Genomic DNA, 20,657 nt, shown 5'->3' with positions numbered 1-20,657 from the left:
CGCTGCTGTCAACACCTCTTTTTCAACTTCCTTTTGGCTTCGATGAACTGAAGCAACTTACTACCGAAACCTACTTAACTCATTGTTTACCAAGGAGTTTTCCGTTTCGACTGCGCCGGAAGTGGGCGAATTATAGACAGATAAAATTCGCCGTCAATGGTTAATGTGATTTTTCTATCAAAAAATCAGAACCCCTCCAGTTGAGCAATATATTGCTCAACGCATAACACTTAAGCATCATAGTCGCACTTCCCTTCTACTATGACTTCGGACAAACACCTTCAATGACCACTCCACCCCGCAGCCTGGCCTCCATATTGTTCCCCGTTGGCCTGCTGTTGATCGCGATGGCTTCCATCCAGTCCGGCGCGTCGCTGGCCAAAAGCATGTTCCCGATCATCGGCGCGCAAGGCACCACCACCCTGCGCCTGATTTTCGCCAGCGTGATCATGCTGCTTCTATTACGCCCGTGGCGCGCCAAACTGACGGCCAGGTCCCTGCGCACGGTGATCGTCTACGGCATGGCCCTGGGCGGCATGAACTTTCTCTTCTATATGTCGTTGCGCACGGTTCCCCTGGGTATCGCGGTAGCCCTGGAATTCACCGGCCCGCTCGCCGTCGCCCTCTATGCATCGCGTCGAGCAGTGGACTTTTTGTGGATCGCACTCGCGGTCATCGGTTTGCTCCTGCTGATACCAACGGGCGAAGCCAGCAGCAGCATCGACTTGGTCGGCGCCGCCTACGCACTCGGCGCCGGTGTCTGCTGGGCGCTTTATATTCTGTTCGGCCAAAAGGCAGGCAACGATAACGGTGTGCAGACCGCCGCGCTCGGCGTAATGATCGCCGCTCTGTTCGCCGCGCCAATCGGCATCGTGCACGCCGGTACCGCATTGCTGACCCCAGCCCTGATTCCCGTCGCCATCGGTGTCGCCATTTTGTCCACTGCCCTGCCCTACACACTGGAGATGGTCGCGCTCACCCGCCTGCCCGCACGTACTTTCGGCACCTTGATGAGTATCGAACCAGCGTTCGGCGCCCTCTCCGGCTTGTTCTTCCTGAATGAGCACCTGACGCTTGCGCAATGGCTGGCCATCACTTGCATCATTCTGGCTTCTGTCGGCGCCACGTTGACCATGCGCAACGAATCGAAACCGCTGGTGCCCGCTGACTGACACTCTTTAAAAGGCAGCTCTGGTATTTACCGCTCATTTAGGCCATGTTTAGCCTGTAAATGAATGTCTTTCATGGAGAAATTCGACACGGACCGCATGAACGCTACGCTCGATAGCGAGTAAAGGCCGGCTTCGATCCTTTTGCGAAGCGGCTATTTAAGGACTGGAATGAAACGAATTTTTATACTGTTGCTGGTCATAGGCATTGCAGGTTGTGCTGCGACCACGAAGACAGAAGTGAAACGGGGCAAGAAAGGGCTGCATATCAACTGTTCGGGCCTGTCCTCCTCCTGGGACCAGTGCTACACCAGCGCGGCCAACTCATGTGGCGCCAAGGGTTATCGGGTGATCGCCAAATCCGGCGACAACTCCGAAGAGCCAGGGGATTATCCCTTCGGCCTCAATCCTGCCGGCTACACCAGTCGCAGCATGATCGTCATCTGCAAATAGATACCCGGGCAATGCTGTCCTGATTGCCCACGATCAATTTCGCTGATAGAACCAGCCATGCGCGGCGTTGCGGCTAAACTCCTGCTCGATCATCGAGCCAACGGAGTCCCCATGACGCACAACAAGAAAGTCGTATTGGTAGTGGGCGCCGGCGATGCGACCGGCGGTGCGATTGCCAAGCGCTTCGCCCGCGAAGGTTATATCGCCTGTGTCACGCGTCGCAGCGCCGACAAACTGCACCCCCTGGTAGACAGCATCCAATTGGCCGGCGGTGAAGCCCATGGCTTTGCCTGCGATGCGCGTAAAGAAGATGACGTGATCGCGTTGATCGAGCAGATTGAAACCACCCTCGGGCCCATTGAAGCGTTCGTCTTCAACATCGGCGCCAATGTCCCCTGCAGCATTCTGGAAGAGACCGCGCGCAAGTACTTCAAGATCTGGGAAATGGCCTGCTTCTCCGGCTTCCTGAATGCCCGTGAAGTTGCCAAGCGTATGGTCACGCGAAAGCGCGGTACGATCCTGTTCACCGGCGCTACCGCTGGTTTGCGCGGAAGCGCGGGATTTGCTGCCTTCGCCGGCGCCAAGCATGGCATACGCGCGCTGGCGCAAAGCATGGCGCGAGAGTTGGGACCGCTGAATATCCATGTCGCCCATGTAGTGGTGGACGGCGCCATCGATACCGACTTCATTCGCGATAATTTCCCGCAGAAATACGCCCTCAAGGATCAGGACGGCATTCTTAACCCCGATCACATTGCCGACAACTACTGGTACTTGCACAGCCAGCCAAGGGACGCCTGGACATTCGAACTGGATCTGCGTCCATGGAACGAAACCTGGTAAACACGCCCCGATAACAACCTAGCAGCGAGTACCGGCCATGACCAAAACCCTGGAATTCTTCTTCGATTTCGGTAGCCCCGCCACGTACCTGGCGCACACCCAGTTACCGAAGCTGTGTTCTGATACTGGCACCGCGTTGGTGTATCAACCTATGTTGCTGGGCGGCGTATTCAAGGCTACCGGCAATGCCTCACCGATTACCGTGCCCGCCAAAGGCCGCTACATGTTTGCTGACCTCGCACGCTACGCCCAGCGTTATGACGTGCCGCTGCGATTCAATCCGAACTTCCCCATCAATACGCTGCTGCTGATGCGCGCAGCCACAGGTATTCAGATGCATCAACCCGAGCGTTTCCAGGCGTTCGTAGACTGCCTGTTCCGTGCGCTCTGGGTGGACGGGCGCAATCTGGGAGACGCTGCCGTCGTCGCAGCTGTACTGGAGGCGCAGGGCTTCAACCCAGAGCACGTTCTGGCTTTGTCCAACGATGAGGCCGTAAAAGCCGCTCTCAAGGATAAAACCGAACAAGCCGTTAAACGCGGCGTATTCGGCGCGCCCAGCATGTTTGTAGGCAACACGCTGTTTTTCGGTCAGGACCGTCTGGATTTCGTACGCGAAGCCCTGAGCCAGCCGGCGATCAAATAGCCGCTGTGCGCACCTGCAACCACGTGAGCGCATCACCACTGAGCAACGGGCTCAAGCGTTCACGCACCTGGGCATGGTAAGCGTTGAACCATTCACGCTCGTCGGCGGTGAGCAAGGAAGGCTCAAGACAACGGGTGTCGATCGGGCACAAGGTCAGGGTTTCGAACTTGAGGAACTCACCGAATTCGGTCTTCCCTGCTTCACGGTTCAACACCAGGTTTTCGATGCGCACGCCCCAGCGCCCAGGGCGGTAGGTGCCCGGTTCAATCGACGTGATCATGCCCGGCTGCATCGCCGTTTGCGGTGCGGCCAGCGCCTGGTAGGCGATCACTTGCGGGCCCTCGTGCACGTTGAGGAAATACCCCACACCGTGCCCCGTACCATGGCCGTAATCCACGCCCTCGGCCCAGATTGGCGCGCGTGCGATCGCATCAAGCAACGGCGACAGGATGCCTTTGGGGAAATGAGCACGGGATAAGGCAATCACACCCTTGAGCACCCGCGTGCAATCGCGTTTCTGCTCTTCGCTCGGCGTACCGACGGGCACCATCCGCGTGATATCGGTGGTACCGCCCAGGTACTGGCCGCCCGAATCGATCAGCAACAGGCCATCGCCTTCGATCACCGCATGTTCTTCTGGCGTGGCGTGGTAGTGCGGCATCGCGCCGTTGGCATTGAAGGCAGCTATGGTGTTGAAACTCAGCGATACATAACCCGGACGGCGCATGCGCGCTGCCGTCAGATGCTCGTCGATCGTCAGCTCAGTAATGCGCTCACGCCCCAGGGCCTTCTCCAGCCAGGCGAAAAATTCGCACAAGGCGGCGCCATCCTGCTCCATGGCCTGGCGGATATGCTCGGCGTCAGCCAGGCTTTTGCGGGACTTGGCCAGCGTGGTCGGGTTCAAGCTTTCCACCAGTTTCACACCGGCGTCGAGGTGCTCCAGCAAACCGGCCGTCACGCGTGCCGGATCAACTTGCAGGCTCGCCCCTGGCGGCACGGCTCGCAGCGCATCGGCCACGTCGCTGTAGTCGCGCACGCTGACACCATCGCGCTCAAGCGCGGCCCGCAGCTCGGCATCGACCTTGCTCAGCGCCACGAACAAGGTGGCCTGTTGCTGATTGATCAAGGCAAACGACACGAACACCGGGTTGAACGACACATCGCCACCGCGCAGGTTGAACAACCAGGCGATGTCATCCAGGGTCGCGATAAAATGCCAGTCAGCGCCCTTGTCTTGCAGGCTGGCACGCAGGGCCGCGAGCTTTTCGCCACGGCTGACAGTAGCCTGCGGCGGCAGGTGCTGATAGATCGGTTGGTTCGGCAACGCAGGGCGGTCCTCCCATACGGCGTTGAGCAGGTCGATGTCTGTACGCAAACGTGCGCCACGCTCCGCCAGCTTGCCACCCAGGGTACGTGCCGACGCCACGGCCATGACCGCGCCATCGACGGCCACTACACCGCCTTCCGGTGTTTGTTCAGCCAACCACTCCAGTGGACCGGGCTGGCCCGGCTGCAGTTTCACCAGTTCGATACCGCTGCCCTTGAGTTCCTTGGTCGCCTGCTCCCAGTAGCGGCTGTCGGCCCACACACCCGCAAAATCCGCAGTCACGATCAGCGTCCCCACCGAACCATGGAACCCCGACAACCATTGGCGCCCCTGCCAGTATCCCGGGAGGTACTCGGACAAATGCGGATCCGCAGACGGCACCAACAGGGCATGAACGCCCTCTCGGCTCATCAGCTCACGGGTCTGCGCCAGGCGCTGGGGAACCGTTCCATGGGTCAAAGGCTGCGTACTCATTGTGTCTCCTGCTAACCACTAATAATTGTTATGGACTGCAAATCGATTTCAGACGGCCCAGAACGCCGGTGCGCTGGCCAGTGCCGACTTGATCAGTTGTACCGCTTCGTCGATGTCCCGCTCGGTGGTAAACCGGCCCAGACTCAAGCGAATGGTACGGCTGGCACTGCGTGCGTCATGCCCGAGGGCCAGAAGCACGTGGGACGGCGCGTTGCTGGCCGAATTGCACGCTGAAGTCGCCGAAAAGGCAATCCCCGCGCTTAGCGCAGCAGCGTTGAACTCGCCTTCGCTGAACGTCAGGCTAAGCGTATGAGGAATTCGCTGTGTAAGGCTGCCGTTGAGGCGCACACCTGCAATCGTGCCCAACTGATCCAGCAGACGCTGACGCAAGGCCACGATCTGCGCCTTCTCTTCGGCAAAAGACGCCGCCGCCAGGGCGAACGCCGTGCCCATGCCCGCAATCTGGTGAGTCGCCAGGGTACCTGAACGCAAGCCGCCTTCATGACCGCCGCCATGAATTTGCGCCAATACCTTCTGTTGCGCCCGAGGTCCTACGTACAACGCGCCGATGCCCTTCGGACCGTAAAGCTTGTGGGCGGAAAACGACATCAAATCCACCGGCCACTGCGCCAGGTCGATGGCCACCTTGCCCGCCCCTTGCGCCGCGTCCACATGAAACAACGCACCTTGCTCACGCACCCGGGCGCCGATGGCCGGGATGTCGTTCAACGTGCCCAGTTCGTTATTGACCAGCATCAGCGACACCAGAAAGGTGTCTTCACGCAGCGCCTCACTGACGGCCTCGACACTGATCAAGCCATCGGCATCAGGCACCAGATACGTCACCGCCACCCCGGCGTCCTGCAGTTGCCGCGCGGTGTCGAGCGTGGCCTTGTGCTCGATCTGGCTGGTGATGATATGCCCGCCCGCCACGCCACGTGCCTGGGCCACGCCCTTGATCGCCAGGTTGTTGGATTCGGTGGCGCCGGAGGTCCAGACGATCTGCTCGGGCTGGGCGCCAACCAGTTCGGCCACCTGATGACGCGCCTGCTCAACCGTTTGCCGGGCCGCTTGGCCGAACGCATGGGAACTGGAGGCTGGGTTACCGAAATTGGCATTGAAGCCCAGACACTCGACCATCACTTGAATGACCCGCTCATCCACCGGTGTGGTGGCGGCGTAGTCGAAATACAGCGGACGTTTATTCATGACGTTAGAAACTCGCAGAGCGTGTTCCCGCGAGCAGTGTCGCGGGGGCATCGAACAGAACAGAGGTCGTCAGGTTTAACTGATCGAATGCCATTAAAGAAGGACCACTTTATGAAAATGTGCGTAGGAACGCTCCTGAAATTCAGCTTAACAGGCTGAAGTCACCCCATGGAAAACAAAAAACCCGAGTTTCCTTGTGGGAAAACTCGGGTTCTTCACCGCAACAGCACCGTTCAACTGGGGCGATCCTTCAAGGCTACGCTCCGTTCAGCGTTCATTTCGCCCTCGTGATCAAAGCCATAAGACTTTTGTGGTTGTCCGGTCAACGCCGCACGTTGCTGCTGGTATTCATCAAATGACAAGCCACGGCGGCTCAGCGCTTCCAGGGCCAACTGCTTGGTTTCCTGGGCGGTGTAAGGGCGTAATTCAGGCGCGGGATGCGTCGCGCATCCGGCGAGGACAGCGCTGGCAATCAAGAGCGAGATAGCAAGTAAACGGTTCATGGTGGTGGCCCTGCAAAGGAGGTTCTAAGTCAATGAGCACAGGCTACTCCCGGCCTCGCCCAGTGAAAAATCACCGCCCTCGATAGTTGCTATCAACCGTTGCGTCATCTTCGATAGGCAGCGCCGCATATTCATTTAAGATCTATAAATATGTAAATTCATTAATTTACGGAATATGCAAATCCCTCTATAAACACCCCAACACTGCCCGCCACGACTTGGGACAGATAAGGCCAGTGCGCCCGTGGCGTCATATTCCTAAAAAAAGAGGTGCCCATGCAGTTGTTGACGCTTCCACCCTCGCCCGCCCTCGCGACGTCTATCCGCGCCACGGCACAGGTGTTTGAAGACCCGAAATCCCGTGCCCTGCTCGACCATATCCAGCAAGTGGCGCCCAGCGAAGCCAGCGTGCTGATCATCGGTGAGACCGGTACCGGTAAAGAGCTGGTGGCGCGGCATATCCATAACCTCAGCGCGCGACGCAACCGACCCTTCGTGGCCGTGAACTGCGGGGCGTTCTCCGAATCGCTCGTCGAAGCCGAGCTGTTCGGCCACGAAAAAGGTGCCTTTACCGGCGCCCTCAACGCCAAAGCGGGCTGGTTCGAGGAGGCAGACGGGGGCACCTTGTTCCTCGACGAAATCGGCGATCTGCCGATGGCCATTCAGGTCAAGCTGCTAAGGGTGCTGCAGGAACGCGAAGTGGTGCGCCTGGGCTCGCGCAAGAGCATCCCCATCGACGTACGGGTCTTGGCGGCCACCAACGTACAGCTTGAAAAAGCCATCAACGCCGGGCATTTCCGCGAAGACCTGTACTACCGTCTCGACGTGGTCAGCCTGGAACTCAGCCCACTGCGCGAACGCCCCGGCGATATCCTGCCGCTGACTCGACATTTCATCCAAGCCTACAGCCAACGCCTGGGCTATGGTCCGATCACCCTCAGCCGCGAGGCCGAACACAAACTCAGAAGCTACAGCTGGCCGGGCAATATTCGCGAGCTGGAGAACGTGATTCACCACACTTTGCTGATCTGCCGCAACGGCGTGATCGAGCGCGACGATCTGCGCCTGTCCAATCTGCGCATCGAGCGCCAGGACGACGGCCAGCAGGGCATCGACAACAGCGCCGAAGCGTTGCTCGCGCGTGCCTTTGAGAAGCTGTTCGAGGAACAGGCCGGCGCCCTGCACGAAAAGGTCGAGGACGCACTGTTACGCGCCGCTTACCGCTTCAGCCATTACAACCAGGTGCACACGGCCAGCCTGCTGGGTTTGAGCCGCAACGTCACGCGGGCGCGCTTGATCAAGATCGGTGAATTGGCGGTAAACAAGCGCCGACCTGGAGAAAACCTGCAGGGCGAGCGGATGCTGCACCTCTCCATTTAGGCGCCAATGCAAGGCATCGTCATGGCTGCGCTCAAAACTGCGCAACACCTGCAATGAATCGAAGATCACCGGCCTGGCCTGGTGTACCCCGATCAGCGTCCAGAAATCCTCGCCGCCCTGCTCGAAGCGCCTGAATGCCGCCTCGCCAGCCTCACGGGATTGCCATTGCAAATAGTTGATTACCCGGCGCCCAAGTGGCGGCCGGCGCAACGGTGCTGTCCGAGCCGAGTGACCAGTTCTATGGCGACCGCTCCGCGAGCGTAAAGGACCCCTTCGGCCATCTCTGGTTCCTGGCCACGCACAAGGAAGACCTGACCGAGGAACAGATCCGTCAGCGTGCCGTGGAAATGTTCGGGCAAGGCTGAGCGCCATTGTGTGGTAGAACTTGAATGTGGGAGGGATCTGCTCCCTCCCACAGCGGCAATCAACGTGAGGGCGGCGTATCCGACACACTTGGCCTGCCCCGGTAAGCCATGCACCCCAGCCACAGCGTCATCACCAACAAGGCCGTCAGCGGTAGCCCATGGAACAGCACGATCACCTGGGCCGGCGTCCAGGTCACGTAGAACGGCCCGACCACCAGCATCCCCACACCGAAGCCCGCCATCTGAATCAGCGTCAACAAGCTGAACAGCGGCAGGCGCAAGCTATCCGGTTCACTTTGCGCACGGGAGACCAGCGCCACCTCGGACAGCCCATCCCCCAGCCCCGCCCACACCACCAACAGCAGGGCCAGCCACAATTCGGTTTGCTGGAAGGTCAGGATAAAGCCACTGGACATCAGCGCGACGCCGAACATGAACAGGCGCTCCATGCTGGATGTGCCCCGGCCTTTCAACAGCGCACTGGCCAGGCGTGCCCCGATGAACTTGCCACAGGCCCACACCGCCAGCAGATAACCCATCACCGTTTTGGCCGTATCTGGCGAAATGTACTGCGACAGCACCGGCCAACCGACGTTATGGGCCGCGCTGCCCAGGGTGTCGAGCATGCTGATCAACAACATGGCGGCCAACACCGGCGCGCCTCGCAACCCCTTGGTCAACTCGTGCCATTCGGCCGACAGTCCGCGATGCGCGGCCACGGCTACGCTGTACAACGCACGTAACGGCAGCACCAGGCACGCGGCTATTACATAGGTGCCGATGTTCACCGCGAACACCGCCTCAAATCCCCCGGTGGCAATCAGCAAGCCCGACAGCAAACTGCCGAACACGGCGCCGGTGGCGGCCGCCGAGGTGATCCAGGCATTGGTGTTCACCCGCTGCTCCAAGGCAACCCAAGTGGGTAACTGACTGTTGAGGCCAATGGCAAACAACGAATTGCACAGGCCGATACCAAAGGCAATGAAGGGCAACAGGCTCAGTTGATGCGCGGGGATCAGCAACAACAGCGGTGTCAGCAACAGCGCGCGCGCCAGGTCCAGCCCCGCCAATGTGCCGCGCCCGGCGAAGCGCCTGAAAAACGGGATGCCAAACAGGCTGGCGACAATGCCACCGGTTACGCGGCACGCCAGGAAGATACTGACGAACACCACACTTTTGCTGAGCCAGTAGACATAGGTGGACAACGCCACCATGTTGAGAAAGGCGCCAAAGTCGGAAACGCCCCGCGCAAAAATGATCAGCCGGGCGTTGCGAATCGACAGGCGCAACTGTTGGTCGTGGCTCATGCCGTCTGCGCCTCGTCACGCGAGGGCACGCTGCGCAGGCTGACCAGCAGCATGTCGCGCCAGGCCGGTGCCGAATCGTCCCTGGGCCGTACATCTCCGGCGCGATGGTAGAGGTCCCGGTCGTTGACCACGATGGTTTCCAGGAACTGCTCCATGGGCACATTCAGCACCCGACTCTGCTCCGCTTGCTGGGTGAATACTTCCGAAACCACCGGCACCGTGTTGTGCTCGCCGATGAAATGCATGAACACCCAATCCAGGCCATCCTGATGAATCCCCGACGTGGTGGGGCTGCACGCCTGGGCATCCGCACGCACGCGGAACTGGTGGATATCGATGGTGTAGCTGTGCTCGCCCAAGTGCGGGTCGATCACCGCCAGGTCAGCGGCCAGCAACTTGCGCATCAGCGGATGTTCGATAAAACCTTCCTCGCTATAGCTCAAGTGATTCACCCCCTGGCGATAGTTGACGGCGTAGGTGACCGGCGACTTGAATTCGGTATTCCTGTCGATCTGCAATTGCCGTGAGGCGGTTAAACGATAGCGCAGGATACGCCGCTCGCGATGGGTGTACGCCTTGAACGCCTCGTCCCGCACCAGGTTGGCCCAGTACGCGCGAAAGCTTTGCGCCTCCGCGGCCTCGACCTTGACCACTTCGGCGAAGTCGCGGCGATGGCAGTAATGATGCTCGCGCAGATGCGCCGAAATCTGTGGGATGTCCATATCGCTATCCTGTCACTGGGTTGTCGATGACGACGCGCAATTGCTCAATAACCGCATCATGCAATGCCCGCGCATGGGCAGCGTCTTGCACTTTGGCCCAGCACTTGAGCAGATAGTGCTCCTCGATATCCGCGTCGATCAGGTGCCCAGGTTCCTGCTGGGCATACTCCAGCACCGCGGCGTTACGGTCCAGGAACTCCACGCCCTCGATGCCCTCGAACCGGCCGCTGCGCTGCGGGTAAATCGCCAGCATCGCGTAGTGTTGCCCTGCCTGCGCAACCTTGCGTGCGCCAGCCTCCAACCGCGCAGTGGTACCCGGCTCGCCCATCAACAACCCGAGGTACAGTTGATAGGGATCGATACCGGCCAGATCACGAAACGCCGCGTTCACATAAAGCCCGCCCACGCGCGGGTTGATCTCGATCACCACCGGCCCGTCCTCGGTCATGCGGAACTCGAAATGCACCACGGCGTTGGTCAGGCCGACCGCGTGCAGGCAGGCTACGGCGTACTCGCGGATCTGCTCGCACTGGCTGTCGGTGAAAGAGGCGGGAGGGGAAATCAGCAGGTTTTCGAGAACCGTGCCACTGCGTTCGGTCAGCAGCAGTTTTTCGTTGATCAGCAACGGATGGACGCGCTCGCCGGCCACCACACACTCCACACTGCCTTCGATACCGGGGATGTAGCCCTCCAACAGGATACTGCGTCCGGGAATGTAGTCCTGCCGTTGGCCGTCGTGTTCGGGCAATGGGTGGGCGCAGCCATAGAAGTCCGCATACGCCGCCGCGGCGTGATCCCTGACGAAAAGCGCATAGTGGCCCTGCAGTTCCGCCCAGTTGGAGCACTTCTTGATAAACGCCGAAGCACCGCCAAACGGCGGTTTGGCGATCAACGGGTAACCCACCCGCTCAGCTTGCTGCTGCAGTTGCTGTTCGTTATTGCACAGCGCAAAAGGCACGGAGCGAATGGCATGCTGTTTCAGCACCCGGCGCATCAGCAACTTGTTGTTGCATGCGGCCACTGCCTCAGGGTTGCTGTACACCAGGCCCAGCCGCTGGCACGCCCGCGCGACAATGCAGCCGACCTCGCCTTGGGCAGACGGATGACCGGCCTGGCAGAAAATTCCACGAATCTGGTAGTGCTCATCGAGCTGGCCGACCACCTCGAGGATGGCCTCTTCGCTGAGTGCATCGAGCAGGAACACCCCATCACTGTCATCCCTGAGCCGTTGCACATGCCTGCGCCCGGCTATACCCGCCGTCAAACACACCAGGCCCTGAGCGCGCGCCACCGCAAAATGCGGCTCTCGGTAGTTATAACGAACGGAACTACTGTCATCGACATCAATAAAAAGAATGGCGTCTTGTTTCATAATCGATACCGCCTCAGTCCGTAAGTTGTTTCAGGCATCCTGCCAACTGCACCACTGCCCTTCCCAGTTACGGAAACGGTAATGGCGCTGCCCGTTTCGGACTTCGAAGTGCGGCAAATCCTCCGGCTTTTCAAAGTCCAATAACGGCACGGTAAACTTGCCTTGCGCATGGGGCAGCACATATTCGGGCAGGGCAATATTGGACACCCGCCGTTTAAGGCGATCCATGATCGCGATGGCCTGGCTGATCGAAGCCTTATATTCCGACGCACCCGGTGAAAACGGCATGAAGTGATATAAGTAATAGGGCTTTACACCCAGGCGATAAAGATCGATGAACAGTTTATGCAGCGTGGCTTCATCGTCATTGACGCCGCGTAACAACGGCATATTGGAAAACACAATCGGCACCACGCCCTGGATGCGTTTGACCGCCGCCGCAAAGTCGGAGCTGAGTTCGAGCGGATGGCACACGTGCACGCCAAACGCATTGACCTTGTACTTTTCCAGCATCGCGATCAATTCATCGGTGACGCGAAACGGGTTGAAGCTTAAGGCCCGCGAGTGAATACGGATCAGCAGTTCGTCACTGATTCCACGCAGCGCGGCCAGGTACTCTTCGAGCTTGCGGTCGGCCACCATCAACGGATCGCCGCCGCTGAGGATCACTTCTTCGATGGCCGGGTTGCTGCGGATGTACTCCACCGACTCCATGAAGGAATCCTTGCTGGCGTTGGCCTTTTCAGTGCCCACCTGCAGCGTGCGCAGCGCTTCGAAGCAAAATTGGCAGTAGGCATTGCAGGTATTGGTGGTGCGCAGGATGACGCGATTGTCGTACTTGTGCTGGCAGATGGGCGTCTTCATTTCATGGCCCAGCTCCCAATTCTCGGAGGTGCCGTCGTAGTCACCTTCGATCTGCTCGCTCCAGTACGGCACCACTTGCCGCCACAGCGGGTGGTCCATGACCGTACCGGAGGTCAGCGAACGCTTGATCAGATCAATGTAATAAGGCGTGATCTGCATCTTGCGCCCTTGCAGGTTGTGTTCGATATGCGCGGTCGTTTCCTCACCCCAGCCACCGCAGGCATCACGAAGTGTCGGTTCATCGCGCAAGGCATTCTTCTGCTGCCAGCGCCAGTCTTGCCACTGTACCGAGCGGTGAATTTCTTGATCAAACATCGACATGAGTAGGTACTCTCTGTTCAGGCATATGACTGCGTGCCGTTCCCGATTGGAAACAGCGATATTCGCAACAATGACAATCGACTCAGGCCACAGGCCGCGATCAAATGGCTGATCCGCTCAGCCACGCTGGGGAGGTATAAAAAGTTGTTATTTCAAGGTGCGGAAAAACCACTGAAGCGATCATTAATAAACTTCCATTTTTAGTTGTTTTGACTTCCAGGCCAGCAACTACTTAAGCGGATGGTCTCTACGACGTCAATACAATATCCCTGATTTTTTTCGGGATTAAAGCACGTCCGCGCTTATCCACCCGTAATCAAAGGTATTTCCTCGTTCACATTCGTTCATTTAAAAACTAAATAACACCGCCTGTCCCATGCCCGATTTTTACTGTTGCGCCATGACTACTTAGATAACTACGTAGCCCGGTAAATGTAACTTGGCTTTCGGCGTGCGCTTCGCATGCGCCCGCAACCTGGCGCCAATCCCCAGATGACCATCGCCAGCGCCGACTGCCTCTCGGTGAACCTGAAACATTTTCTTTCATTTCCCCCTTGGGGATTTCTCATTCTCATTCGTCTTAATTTAGATACAGCCCGTCGCGTCAGCAAAAGCTACGACTGGCCTTTTCCGGGCTTCCATCGCCCCTCCGATCAAGACCCTCATTCACATGTCGAAGAAGTCACGCTCAAAACTCTGGTTTCTCGTACACAGCTGGCTGGCACTGCCCATCTGGTTCTTTGTACTGATCGTCTGCGTCACCGGCACCCTGGCGGTGGTCAGCCAGGAAATCGTCTGGCTCGCCAACCCGGACATTCGCGCGAGCAAGCCGTCGGACGATGCCCGACCGCTGAGCTTCGACCAGGTGATCGCCGCCATCCAGCGCGACGAGCCCCAGGTCATCGTGCGTTCGATCATCCGCCCCGACGAATCACATTTCGCGTTGACGGTCGGTCTCAGCTATCCCGACGGGCGTTCGGTGGAGGCCTACGCCAACCCCTACACCGGCGCCATCCAGGGCATCAGCCCGTCGTTCGACTTCCAGCAATTTACCCGTGCCCTGCACGGGTGGTGGCTGGTGCCGTTCACCAACGGCTACAGCTGGGGCTGGTACCTGGTGTCACTGCTCGGCCTGCCCCTGCTGGCCTCGTTGATTACCGGGTTGGTGGTGTACAAGCGTTTCTGGAAGGGCTTCCTGCGCCCCACCCTGCGCATCCGCCATGGCGCGCGCATTTTCTGGGGCGATTTCCACCGCCTGAGTGGTATCTGGTCGATCTGGTTCATCGCCGTCATTTCCATCACCGGCACCTGGTTCCTGATCGAGGCGACCCTGGCCGACAATCAGATTTCCATCTCCAGCGAGCCCATCGTGCCGGTGATTGCCCGGGAGAAGGTGCCGCTGTCCGCACCCGGCGTGCCGGCGCCGATGATCGGCCTGGACGAAGCAATCAAGATCGCCACCCAGCGCATTCCGGGGCTGGAGGCCACGTTTGCGTTCCTGCCGCTCAATGCCTACAGCCACCTGCAGATCGGCGGGCGCGGCTGGTACCCGCTGATGTTCCAGACCGCACAACTGAACCCCTACAGCGGTGAAGTCGCTGTCTCACACCTGCTGTCGGACCGTACCACGCTGGAGTTCGTCACCGAGTCCATGCGCCCACTGCACACCGGTGACTTTGGCGGCCTGTGGATCAAGCTGATCTGGGCCTTCTTCGGCCTGGTCCTGAGCATGATGGTGTTGAGCGGCTTGCTCATCTGGACCAAACGCACTGCCCTGGCCACGCTCAACGCCCTCAAGCGCGAGGCCAAGACCCAGCGCAAGCCGGTGCCCCTCCCCGCCCTGCAGGCTGAAACCTCGGAGACTCACTGATGAGCAAGGTCGCGACCCACCCCTCTTCACCCTTGCGAGCCTGGTGGTTGAAGTGGCGTTTCCATCTCAACATTCTGCTATTGCTGGTGCCGCTGGGTTTCATGCCCAAGTATTTTGCCGATGCCGCGCTGTTTCGCGGCGATGCCGGGATCGGCGAGCGGGTGGCCGGGGACGTTCAGGTCGGCCCCTGGAGCCTGACCCTCGCGGAGTTTCGCAACGAAGGGCCGAGCCCTGATCCGGCCGGCCCGATGAAAGCCTTTAACGCCGCCCTGTGCGCCACCTGCGCCGAACAGGTCAAGGCCACTTACCTGCGCATCGGCAAACCCCGCAGCCTGCGGGCCGCCGGGGTGATTTTCTTTGGCACGCCCTACCGCATGGGCGCCGTGCTACCGGTGCCGGAACGCACGCCGCCCGACGCCGAACTGTGGGTCACCATGGAGGGCTGGGACGGCAGCATGCACCAGGGTTCCATCCCGCTGAGCCAGGCCTCGCCTGCCACTATTGCCTGGCTGAACAAGCAAGGAGTCAAACGATGATGTTCAAACGCCTGACGCGCGCCGGTTGCGTGCTAGTGCTCAGTGCCGGTTTCAGTCACGTTGCCCTCGCCCACAACCCGATGTGCGAATGCAAGGAAATCCCCGGCGAGCAGATCCAATGCAAAGGCGGCTTTTCCGACGGCAGCGGCGCGCCGGGGGTGACCCTGGACGTGATCGGCTACGACGAAACCATCCTGGTGCCGGGCAAGCTCGGTGAGGATTCGACCCTGACCTTCAAGAAACCGGCGTCCGAATTCTATGTACTGTTCGATGCCGGCCCCGGTCACGTGGTGGAAATCGACCAAGCGGATATCCAGGCGCAATGAGTACTGTAAACGTCGTGCGCCCGGCCGGCGCGGGTCATGAAACCCTCTATGTGTTGCTGCTGTGCCTGATCATCCTTGCGGTGGCGGGATCGGTGGTGGCCTTGCACGGTGAAACCCAGGAGGTGGCAGCGCTGCCCAGCCACCAACTGGATGCCCGACGCGACCTGAGCGCCGCCGAACAAGGCATCTATGCCGACCTGCGGGTGACCCTGGATGAAATCCACTTGCTGCAGCAGGAGCAGCGCGCCCTGCCAACGCCGGACCAATTGGCAGAGGAAGGCTTCGCGCCGTTCGCCCAGGACGCCAGCTCCGTCAGCCGTGGCGATCATCGCTGGCAGTTGCTCGCCCCCGCGACCTACCTGGGGCTGAGCCAGGCAACCGGCACCAGCGGCTCGCTGTTGATGCGCGTGCACGGCACCGAGCCGGATATCTGGCTCAACCGTGGGAAAGACCTGGCCGCCCCCTCCGACCTTTCTGACCAGGCGCTGATCGCCGCCGGCTGGCAGCAAGTGGTCGCGCAATTCGATGCCGGCGTCACACGCCAGCACCGCCACTGAACGAGAAGACTGAGTGCCCATGTCCATTTCATCTCCCCTGTTGCGCCTGTTGCTGGTTGGCCTGTTCAGCCTGCTGCTCGCTCCCCTGGCCAATGCCGAGGCAGGTAAACGCCTGCGCATCGGCATCACCTTGCACCCTTACTACAGCTACGTGGCCAACATCGTCGGCGACAAGGCCGACGTGGTGCCGCTGATTCCGGCCGGGTTCAACCCCCATGCCTATGAGCCGCGCGCCGAAGACATCAAGCGCATCAGTACCCTGGACGTGATCGTGCTCAACGGCGTCGGCCATGACGACTTCGCCGACCGCATGATCGCCACCAGCGAGCGCCCGGACATCAAGGTGATCGAAGCCAACCAGAACGTACCGCTGCTGGCCGCCACCGGCAATGCCGCGCGCGGTGCCGGCAAGGTGGTCAACCCCCACACCTTCCTGTCGATCAGCGCGTCGATTGCCCAGGTCAACAACATCGCCCGCGAACTGGGCAAGCTCGACCCGGACAACGCCCGCGCCTACACCCAGAACGCCCGCGCCTACGGCAAACGCCTGCGCCAGATGCGCGCCGATGCCCTGGCCAAACTGACCAGTGCGCCCAACCCGGACCTGCGCGTGGCCACGGTGCACGCGGCCTATGACTACCTGCTGCGCGAGTTCGGCCTGGAAGTCACCGCCGTGGTCGAGCCGGCCCACGGCATTGAGCCCAGCCCCAGCCAGTTGAAGAAAACCATCGACGAACTGCGCGCCCTGGACGTGGAAGTGATCTTCTCGGAGATGGATTTCCCGTCCACCTATGTCGACACGATCCAGCGTGAATCCGGGGTCAAGCTGTACCCGCTGTCGCATATTTCCTACGGCGAATACAGCGCGCAAAAGTATGAAGTGGAGATGACCGGCAACCTCAATACCGTGGTGCGCGCTATCCAGGAGTCGGGAACATGACAGCGGCGCAGCAACTGACCCTGGCCTGTGGCCCGACCCTCGACTTTGCCCAGGTCTCGCTGACCCTGGGCCGCACCGTGATTCTCGATGAGGTGAGCTTCCAGGTACGACCCGGCAGCATTCACGCACTGGTCGGCCCGAATGGCGGTGGCAAAAGTTCGCTGATCAAGACCCTGCTCGGGCAAACGCCGCACCAGGGCCGGTTGAGCCTGGAGTGGCCGACCACGCCTGGCACCATTGGCTATGTGCCCCAGGCCCTGGAGTTCGACCGCGGTTTGCCAATGACCGTGGACGATTTCATGGCAGCCATGTGCCAGCGGCGCCCGGCATTCCTCGGCCTGTCCCGCCACTACGCCGGCGCGATTGGCGAGGCGCTGGAGCGGGTTGGCATGCAGGACAAGCGCAAGCGCCGCATGGGGGCGCTGTCGGGCGGTGAGCGCCAGCGTGTGTTGCTGGCCCAGGGGCTGATTCCCGCGCCGCAGTTGCTGGTGCTGGATGAGCCGATGTCGGCCCTCGATGAGGCGGGCATCCAGGTGTTCGAGCGGCTGCTCAACGACTGGCGCCTGGCCGGGATTACCGTGTTGTGGATCGAGCACGACCTGGAAGCCGTCGCTCGCCTGGCCGACCACGTGACCGGCCTGAACCGCCGCGTGCTGTTCGACGCTACGCCCAAACAGGCACTCACTCCTGATCGCCTGCTGAGCCTGTTCTCCACCCACCCTCGGAGCCTGGCGCAATGAGTTATGAAGCGTTTCGCTTATTGGTCCAGGGCTGGGCTTCGTCCGGCTATCTGCCGCAAGCCCTGGCCTATGGCTTTGTGGTCAACGCCCTGCTCGCCGGCCTGCTGATCGGCCCGGTGCTGGGTGGGCTGGGTACGCTGGTGGTGGTCAAGCGCTTCGCGTTTTTCTCCGAAGCGGTCGGCCACGCCGCGCTGACCGGGGTCGCCGTCGGCATTCTGCTGGGTGAGCCCTACACCGGGCCGTACGGCAGCCTGTTCGGCTACTGCCTGCTGTTCGGCATCCTGCTCAATTACCTGCGCAACCGGACCGGCCTGGCGCCGGATACGCTGATCGGCGTGTTCCTGTCGGTGTCCCTGGCGCTGGGCGCAAGCCTGCTGCTGATCCTGGCCGGTAAGATCAACGTGCACATCCTGGAAAACGTACTGTTTGGTTCAGTGCTGACGGTCAACGGCAACGACTTGCTGGTGCTGGCGGTGGTCGGCTCACTGGTGATGGCCCTGGCGCTGCCGCTGTACAACCGCATCATGCTCGCCAGCTTCAACCCCCAGTTGGCGGCGGTGCGCGGGGTGGCGGTGAAGACCCTGGACTACTTGTTCGTGATTCTGGTGACGTTGATCACCGTCGCGGCGGTCAAGGTAATCGGCGCCATTCTGGTCGGCGCGCTGTTGGTGATTCCGGCGGCGGCGGCGCGGCTGCTGAGCCAGTCGCTCAAAGGATTCTTCTGGGTTTCGGTGGCGATTGCGACCCTCAGCACCCTGTGCGGCATTCTGCTGCCGATCATCTTCGACCTGCCTGTCCCGTCCGGCGCCGCGATTATTCTGGTCGCCGGTATCGCCTTCGCCCTCGCCGCGATCGCCCGCGGCACGGTGCCCAGCCTCAAAGGAAATCTTGGATAATGCGCCCTGACCTTCGCCCACTGGCCCTGGCCATTGCCTGCCTGATCAGCACGTCGGCGCTCGCCGCCGTGGATGGCTTTCAAACCAGGGACTTCGTCGCCAACCATGGCCTTGGCCATGCGGCGCTGACCAAGACCGGCGCGGTAAAGCCGGTCAAGTTGCTGGCCTCGCTGCCGATCACCTACGGCCTCGCCGAGGTGCTGCTCAAGGGCTGCGATGTGCAGCTCGAACGCGCGGCGCCGGCCAACCTGCCCGGCTCGCGGCAAGTGTCGTATTTCACCGGACGTGGCGCGCCGGCGCTGAGCCAACTGGCCCAGGATGCCGACGCCGCCATCGGCCTGCGATCGCTGTGGGCGGATGACCCGCTCTACCCCGTGGCGCGGCGCAGCAATATCCGCATTGTCGAAGTCGACGCCGCGCGCCCGGTGGACGGCGGCTTGCCGGGCATCGCGGTGCAGCCGGGCGTCAGGGATGGATTGAACAGCCAACCGTGGCAGTCGAGCAACAATATGGGGCGCATGGCCGATGTGCTGGCGGCCGACCTGAGTCGACTGGCACCGGGCGCCAAACCGCAGATCGACGCCAACCTGGCCACGCTCAAACAGCGCCTGCTCAAACTCGCCGCCGACAGCGAGGCACGCTTGGCCAAGGCCGACAACCTGACCGTTGTGAGCCTGAGCGATCACTTCGCGTATCTGGTCAGCAGCCTGAACCTGGAGGTGCTGGGCAACGATGCCCGACCAGACGCCGACTGGACGCCCGAGGCATTGCAAACACTCAGTGCCGACCTGAAGGCCAACGATGTCGCCATTGTCCTGCATCATCGCCAGCCGAGTGACGCAGTAAAGGCCGCGGTCACCGCGGGGGGTTCGCAGTTGGTGGTGTTGAATGTCGATGGCGCAGATCCTGTGACAGAGCTGGAAACCAATGTGGATCAGGTGATCAAGGCGCTGATGCCCTGAGCCCATTCTCTGGTCACCGAATCAAACCACATCCACCCCCACATGAATCGCATCATGCCGCCAGAATTCCAGGTCGCAGTCGATCAATCGCTGGTGCTGGTCATAGTTGACCCGGGCAATCCGCAAGCCTGGGCTGCCCACTGATACGCGCAGCGCTGAAGCCGCTTCCAGCGGCAGCGATGTCGGCACAATCTCGAAGCGCACCCGTCCGTAGTGCAAGTCGTACTGGCGGGCATACAGCTCGGTCATCGACTGATTCAGGTCGCACGCCAGAATCCCTGGAAAATACTGGGGGTTCAGGTAGTGCTCGACGTACAGCACCAGCCGCCCGTCGATCCGCCGGCCCCGGCAAATCTGGATCACGCTGGACAGCGCCGGTAACTGTAGCCAGGCACACACCGCAGCCGATGCCGGCTGCAGGCGTGCGGAAATCACCTGGGTCGATGCGACCCGCCCCTGCTCACTGACCATCGCGTGAAAGTGGCTGCGCTGCATCAGGTTATAGGCCAATCGAGGCGGCGAGACGAACCAGCCTCGGCGCTCCTCGCGGTAGACCTGCCCCTGGGCCTCAAGCTGTAACAAGGCTTCCCGCACGGTAATCCGAGTGGTACCAAACAACTCGCTGAGCTTGCGCTCGGCGGGCAGTTTGCTGGCCGGCGGCAACAGGCCGTGGTCGATCTGCTCCTGCAGCGCCAGCCCGATGGAGGTTACCGCTTTGACTGCCTCATCACGCATCAACGTTACCTATCTGGACTAGACCAGCACCATTCAAGTGCACTTAAAGCTGCATAAACGTCCCGCCTCAATGCTGCGCCAGCCTAGGCAGTAGAGATGACCGACAGATGACAGCCGCGTCACGCTCCTGCAGCACACCCTGC

The 20,657-nt window shown here is 60.7% G+C and carries 21 protein-coding genes and 2 pseudogenes; 14 read left to right on the top strand and 9 right to left on the bottom strand.

Annotated features, from left to right (window positions below):
• Positions 1–284: 284 nt before the first annotated feature.
• From rhtA to SC318_RS09300, 4 genes are all read left to right on the top strand, one after another.
• On the top strand, positions 285–1,172 hold the full coding sequence (rhtA, locus tag SC318_RS09315) for a threonine/homoserine exporter RhtA (protein WP_320430525.1): 888 nt from the start codon (positions 285–287) through the stop codon (positions 1,170–1,172).
• Between the two features lie 168 nt (positions 1,173–1,340).
• Positions 1,341–1,622, top strand: a complete 282-nt coding sequence (locus tag SC318_RS09310) for a hypothetical protein (RefSeq protein ID WP_306492384.1) — start codon at positions 1,341–1,343, stop codon at positions 1,620–1,622.
• Positions 1,623–1,733: 111 nt separating this feature from the next.
• A complete protein-coding gene (locus SC318_RS09305) occupies positions 1,734–2,465 on the top strand; it encodes an SDR family oxidoreductase (RefSeq protein WP_320430524.1) in 732 nt (243 codons plus the stop codon).
• Between the two features lie 37 nt (positions 2,466–2,502).
• Positions 2,503–3,108 carry a 2-hydroxychromene-2-carboxylate isomerase gene (locus tag SC318_RS09300; RefSeq protein WP_320430523.1) on the top strand — a complete coding sequence of 202 codons (606 nt, stop codon included), beginning with the start codon at positions 2,503–2,505 and terminating at the stop codon, positions 3,106–3,108.
• Here the strand turns inward: SC318_RS09300 and SC318_RS09295 are convergent.
• The 3 genes from SC318_RS09295 to SC318_RS09285 form a co-directional block, all read right to left on the bottom strand.
• The gene (locus SC318_RS09295; protein ID WP_320430521.1) at positions 3,101–4,909 is read right to left on the bottom strand and encodes an aminopeptidase P family protein; all 1,809 of its coding nucleotides are present in this window, start codon (positions 4,907–4,909) and stop codon (positions 3,101–3,103) included. The two genes, SC318_RS09300 and SC318_RS09295, sit on opposite strands and share 8 nt — an antisense overlap.
• A gap of 48 nt (positions 4,910–4,957) precedes the next feature.
• Positions 4,958–6,118: a cysteine desulfurase family protein gene (locus tag SC318_RS09290; RefSeq protein WP_320430519.1), complete on the bottom strand. Its 1,161-nt coding sequence runs from the start codon at positions 6,116–6,118 to the stop codon at positions 4,958–4,960.
• Between the two features lie 233 nt (positions 6,119–6,351).
• The gene (locus tag SC318_RS09285; RefSeq protein WP_320430518.1) at positions 6,352–6,621 is read right to left on the bottom strand and encodes a hypothetical protein; all 270 of its coding nucleotides are present in this window, start codon (positions 6,619–6,621) and stop codon (positions 6,352–6,354) included.
• A gap of 276 nt (positions 6,622–6,897) precedes the next feature.
• Between SC318_RS09285 and SC318_RS09280 the strand changes: the two genes are divergently transcribed.
• A complete protein-coding gene (locus SC318_RS09280) occupies positions 6,898–8,001 on the top strand; it encodes a sigma-54 interaction domain-containing protein (protein ID WP_320430517.1) in 1,104 nt (367 codons plus the stop codon).
• Here the strand turns inward: SC318_RS09280 and SC318_RS09275 are convergent.
• Positions 7,993–8,193: pseudogene (locus SC318_RS09275) on the bottom strand (antibiotic biosynthesis monooxygenase); the annotation flags it as partial. The gene SC318_RS09280 and the pseudogene SC318_RS09275 sit on opposite strands and share 9 nt — an antisense overlap.
• Positions 8,194–8,195: 2 nt before the next feature.
• On the opposite strand from SC318_RS09275, the pseudogene SC318_RS09270 reads away from it, so the two are divergent.
• Positions 8,196–8,366: pseudogene (locus SC318_RS09270) on the top strand (VOC family protein); the annotation flags it as partial.
• A 59-nt stretch (positions 8,367–8,425) separates the two neighbouring features.
• Here the strand turns inward: SC318_RS09270 and SC318_RS09265 are convergent.
• Genes SC318_RS09265 through SC318_RS09250 form a run of 4 tightly spaced genes read right to left on the bottom strand, consistent with a single transcriptional unit; the run spans position 8,426 to position 12,952 of the window.
• Positions 8,426–9,673: an MFS transporter gene (locus tag SC318_RS09265; protein WP_320430516.1), complete on the bottom strand. Its 1,248-nt coding sequence runs from the start codon at positions 9,671–9,673 to the stop codon at positions 8,426–8,428.
• A complete protein-coding gene (locus tag SC318_RS09260) occupies positions 9,670–10,395 on the bottom strand; it encodes a 2OG-Fe dioxygenase family protein (protein WP_320430515.1) in 726 nt (241 codons plus the stop codon). The genes SC318_RS09265 and SC318_RS09260 overlap by 4 nt, the downstream gene beginning before the upstream one ends.
• A gap of 4 nt (positions 10,396–10,399) precedes the next feature.
• Complete coding sequence (locus SC318_RS09255; protein ID WP_320430514.1) at positions 10,400–11,767, bottom strand: ATP-grasp domain-containing protein; 1,368 nt, start codon at positions 11,765–11,767, stop codon at positions 10,400–10,402.
• 30 nt (positions 11,768–11,797) lie between these two features.
• Positions 11,798–12,952, bottom strand: coding sequence for a KamA family radical SAM protein (locus tag SC318_RS09250; protein ID WP_320430513.1), 1,155 nt, complete (start codon positions 12,950–12,952; stop codon positions 11,798–11,800).
• 670 nt (positions 12,953–13,622) lie between these two features.
• Between SC318_RS09250 and SC318_RS09245 the strand changes: the two genes are divergently transcribed.
• The 8 genes from SC318_RS09245 to SC318_RS09210 are packed head-to-tail and all read left to right on the top strand — an operon-like array spanning position 13,623 to position 19,779.
• Entirely contained in the window at positions 13,623–14,822 is a 1,200-nt protein-coding gene (locus SC318_RS09245; RefSeq protein WP_320430512.1) for a PepSY-associated TM helix domain-containing protein, read from the top strand.
• The gene (locus SC318_RS09240; RefSeq protein WP_320430511.1) at positions 14,822–15,358 is read left to right on the top strand and encodes a PA2404 family protein; all 537 of its coding nucleotides are present in this window, start codon (positions 14,822–14,824) and stop codon (positions 15,356–15,358) included. Before SC318_RS09245 ends, SC318_RS09240 begins: the two co-directional genes overlap by 1 nt.
• Positions 15,355–15,684 (top strand): hypothetical protein, encoded by a 330-nt coding sequence (locus SC318_RS09235; RefSeq protein WP_320430510.1) that lies wholly within the window; start codon positions 15,355–15,357, stop codon positions 15,682–15,684. The genes SC318_RS09240 and SC318_RS09235 overlap by 4 nt, the downstream gene beginning before the upstream one ends.
• Complete coding sequence (locus tag SC318_RS09230; RefSeq protein WP_320430509.1) at positions 15,681–16,241, top strand: DUF6162 family protein; 561 nt, start codon at positions 15,681–15,683, stop codon at positions 16,239–16,241. Before SC318_RS09235 ends, SC318_RS09230 begins: the two co-directional genes overlap by 4 nt.
• Positions 16,242–16,260: 19 nt before the next feature.
• On the top strand, positions 16,261–17,181 hold the full coding sequence (locus SC318_RS09225) for a metal ABC transporter substrate-binding protein (RefSeq protein ID WP_320430508.1): 921 nt from the start codon (positions 16,261–16,263) through the stop codon (positions 17,179–17,181).
• A complete protein-coding gene (locus SC318_RS09220; RefSeq protein WP_320430507.1) occupies positions 17,178–17,921 on the top strand; it encodes a metal ABC transporter ATP-binding protein in 744 nt (247 codons plus the stop codon). The genes SC318_RS09225 and SC318_RS09220 overlap by 4 nt, the downstream gene beginning before the upstream one ends.
• A complete protein-coding gene (locus tag SC318_RS09215) occupies positions 17,918–18,817 on the top strand; it encodes a metal ABC transporter permease (protein WP_320430506.1) in 900 nt (299 codons plus the stop codon). The genes SC318_RS09220 and SC318_RS09215 overlap by 4 nt, the downstream gene beginning before the upstream one ends.
• Entirely contained in the window at positions 18,817–19,779 is a 963-nt protein-coding gene (locus SC318_RS09210) for a metal ABC transporter solute-binding protein, Zn/Mn family (protein ID WP_320430505.1), read from the top strand. The genes SC318_RS09215 and SC318_RS09210 overlap by 1 nt, the downstream gene beginning before the upstream one ends.
• 21 nt (positions 19,780–19,800) lie before the next feature.
• On the opposite strand, the gene SC318_RS09205 is transcribed toward SC318_RS09210, so the two are convergent.
• Positions 19,801–20,514, bottom strand: coding sequence for a UTRA domain-containing protein (locus SC318_RS09205; RefSeq protein WP_320430504.1), 714 nt, complete (start codon positions 20,512–20,514; stop codon positions 19,801–19,803).
• Positions 20,515–20,657: the final 143 nt, after the last annotated feature.

The organism is Pseudomonas sp. MUP55 (assembly GCF_034043515.1).
In the GTDB taxonomy this organism is placed as follows: Bacteria; Pseudomonadota; Gammaproteobacteria; order Pseudomonadales; family Pseudomonadaceae; genus Aquipseudomonas.
Note: the sequence above shows the minus strand (reverse complement) of the source record. Positions and strands in the feature narration are given on the sequence as shown.

Excerpts from the sequence above, each read along its gene's own strand:
- SC318_RS09310 (WP_306492384.1), top strand. The coding sequence starts at position 1,341 with ATGAAACGAATTTTTATACTGTTGCTGGTCATAGGCATTGCAGGTTGT.
- SC318_RS09255 (WP_320430514.1), bottom strand. The coding sequence starts at position 11,767 with ATGAAACAAGACGCCATTCTTTTTATTGATGTCGATGACAGTAGTTCC.
- SC318_RS09225 (WP_320430508.1), top strand. The coding sequence starts at position 16,261 with ATGTCCATTTCATCTCCCCTGTTGCGCCTGTTGCTGGTTGGCCTGTTC.
- SC318_RS09245 (WP_320430512.1), top strand. The coding sequence starts at position 13,623 with ATGTCGAAGAAGTCACGCTCAAAACTCTGGTTTCTCGTACACAGCTGG.
- SC318_RS09215 (WP_320430506.1), top strand. The coding sequence starts at position 17,918 with ATGAGTTATGAAGCGTTTCGCTTATTGGTCCAGGGCTGGGCTTCGTCC.
- SC318_RS09285 (WP_320430518.1), bottom strand. The coding sequence starts at position 6,621 with ATGAACCGTTTACTTGCTATCTCGCTCTTGATTGCCAGCGCTGTCCTC.
- SC318_RS09205 (WP_320430504.1), bottom strand. The coding sequence starts at position 20,514 with ATGCGTGATGAGGCAGTCAAAGCGGTAACCTCCATCGGGCTGGCGCTG.
- SC318_RS09235 (WP_320430510.1), top strand. The coding sequence starts at position 15,355 with ATGATGTTCAAACGCCTGACGCGCGCCGGTTGCGTGCTAGTGCTCAGT.
- SC318_RS09260 (WP_320430515.1), bottom strand. The coding sequence starts at position 10,395 with ATGGACATCCCACAGATTTCGGCGCATCTGCGCGAGCATCATTACTGC.
- SC318_RS09220 (WP_320430507.1), top strand. The coding sequence starts at position 17,178 with ATGACAGCGGCGCAGCAACTGACCCTGGCCTGTGGCCCGACCCTCGAC.
- rhtA (WP_320430525.1), top strand. The coding sequence starts at position 285 with ATGACCACTCCACCCCGCAGCCTGGCCTCCATATTGTTCCCCGTTGGC.
- SC318_RS09295 (WP_320430521.1), bottom strand. The coding sequence starts at position 4,909 with ATGAGTACGCAGCCTTTGACCCATGGAACGGTTCCCCAGCGCCTGGCG.
- SC318_RS09240 (WP_320430511.1), top strand. The coding sequence starts at position 14,822 with ATGAGCAAGGTCGCGACCCACCCCTCTTCACCCTTGCGAGCCTGGTGG.
- SC318_RS09250 (WP_320430513.1), bottom strand. The coding sequence starts at position 12,952 with ATGTCGATGTTTGATCAAGAAATTCACCGCTCGGTACAGTGGCAAGAC.
- SC318_RS09280 (WP_320430517.1), top strand. The coding sequence starts at position 6,898 with ATGCAGTTGTTGACGCTTCCACCCTCGCCCGCCCTCGCGACGTCTATC.
- SC318_RS09305 (WP_320430524.1), top strand. The coding sequence starts at position 1,734 with ATGACGCACAACAAGAAAGTCGTATTGGTAGTGGGCGCCGGCGATGCG.
- SC318_RS09230 (WP_320430509.1), top strand. The coding sequence starts at position 15,681 with ATGAGTACTGTAAACGTCGTGCGCCCGGCCGGCGCGGGTCATGAAACC.
- SC318_RS09210 (WP_320430505.1), top strand. The coding sequence starts at position 18,817 with ATGCGCCCTGACCTTCGCCCACTGGCCCTGGCCATTGCCTGCCTGATC.
- SC318_RS09300 (WP_320430523.1), top strand. The coding sequence starts at position 2,503 with ATGACCAAAACCCTGGAATTCTTCTTCGATTTCGGTAGCCCCGCCACG.
- SC318_RS09290 (WP_320430519.1), bottom strand. The coding sequence starts at position 6,118 with ATGAATAAACGTCCGCTGTATTTCGACTACGCCGCCACCACACCGGTG.
- SC318_RS09265 (WP_320430516.1), bottom strand. The coding sequence starts at position 9,673 with ATGAGCCACGACCAACAGTTGCGCCTGTCGATTCGCAACGCCCGGCTG.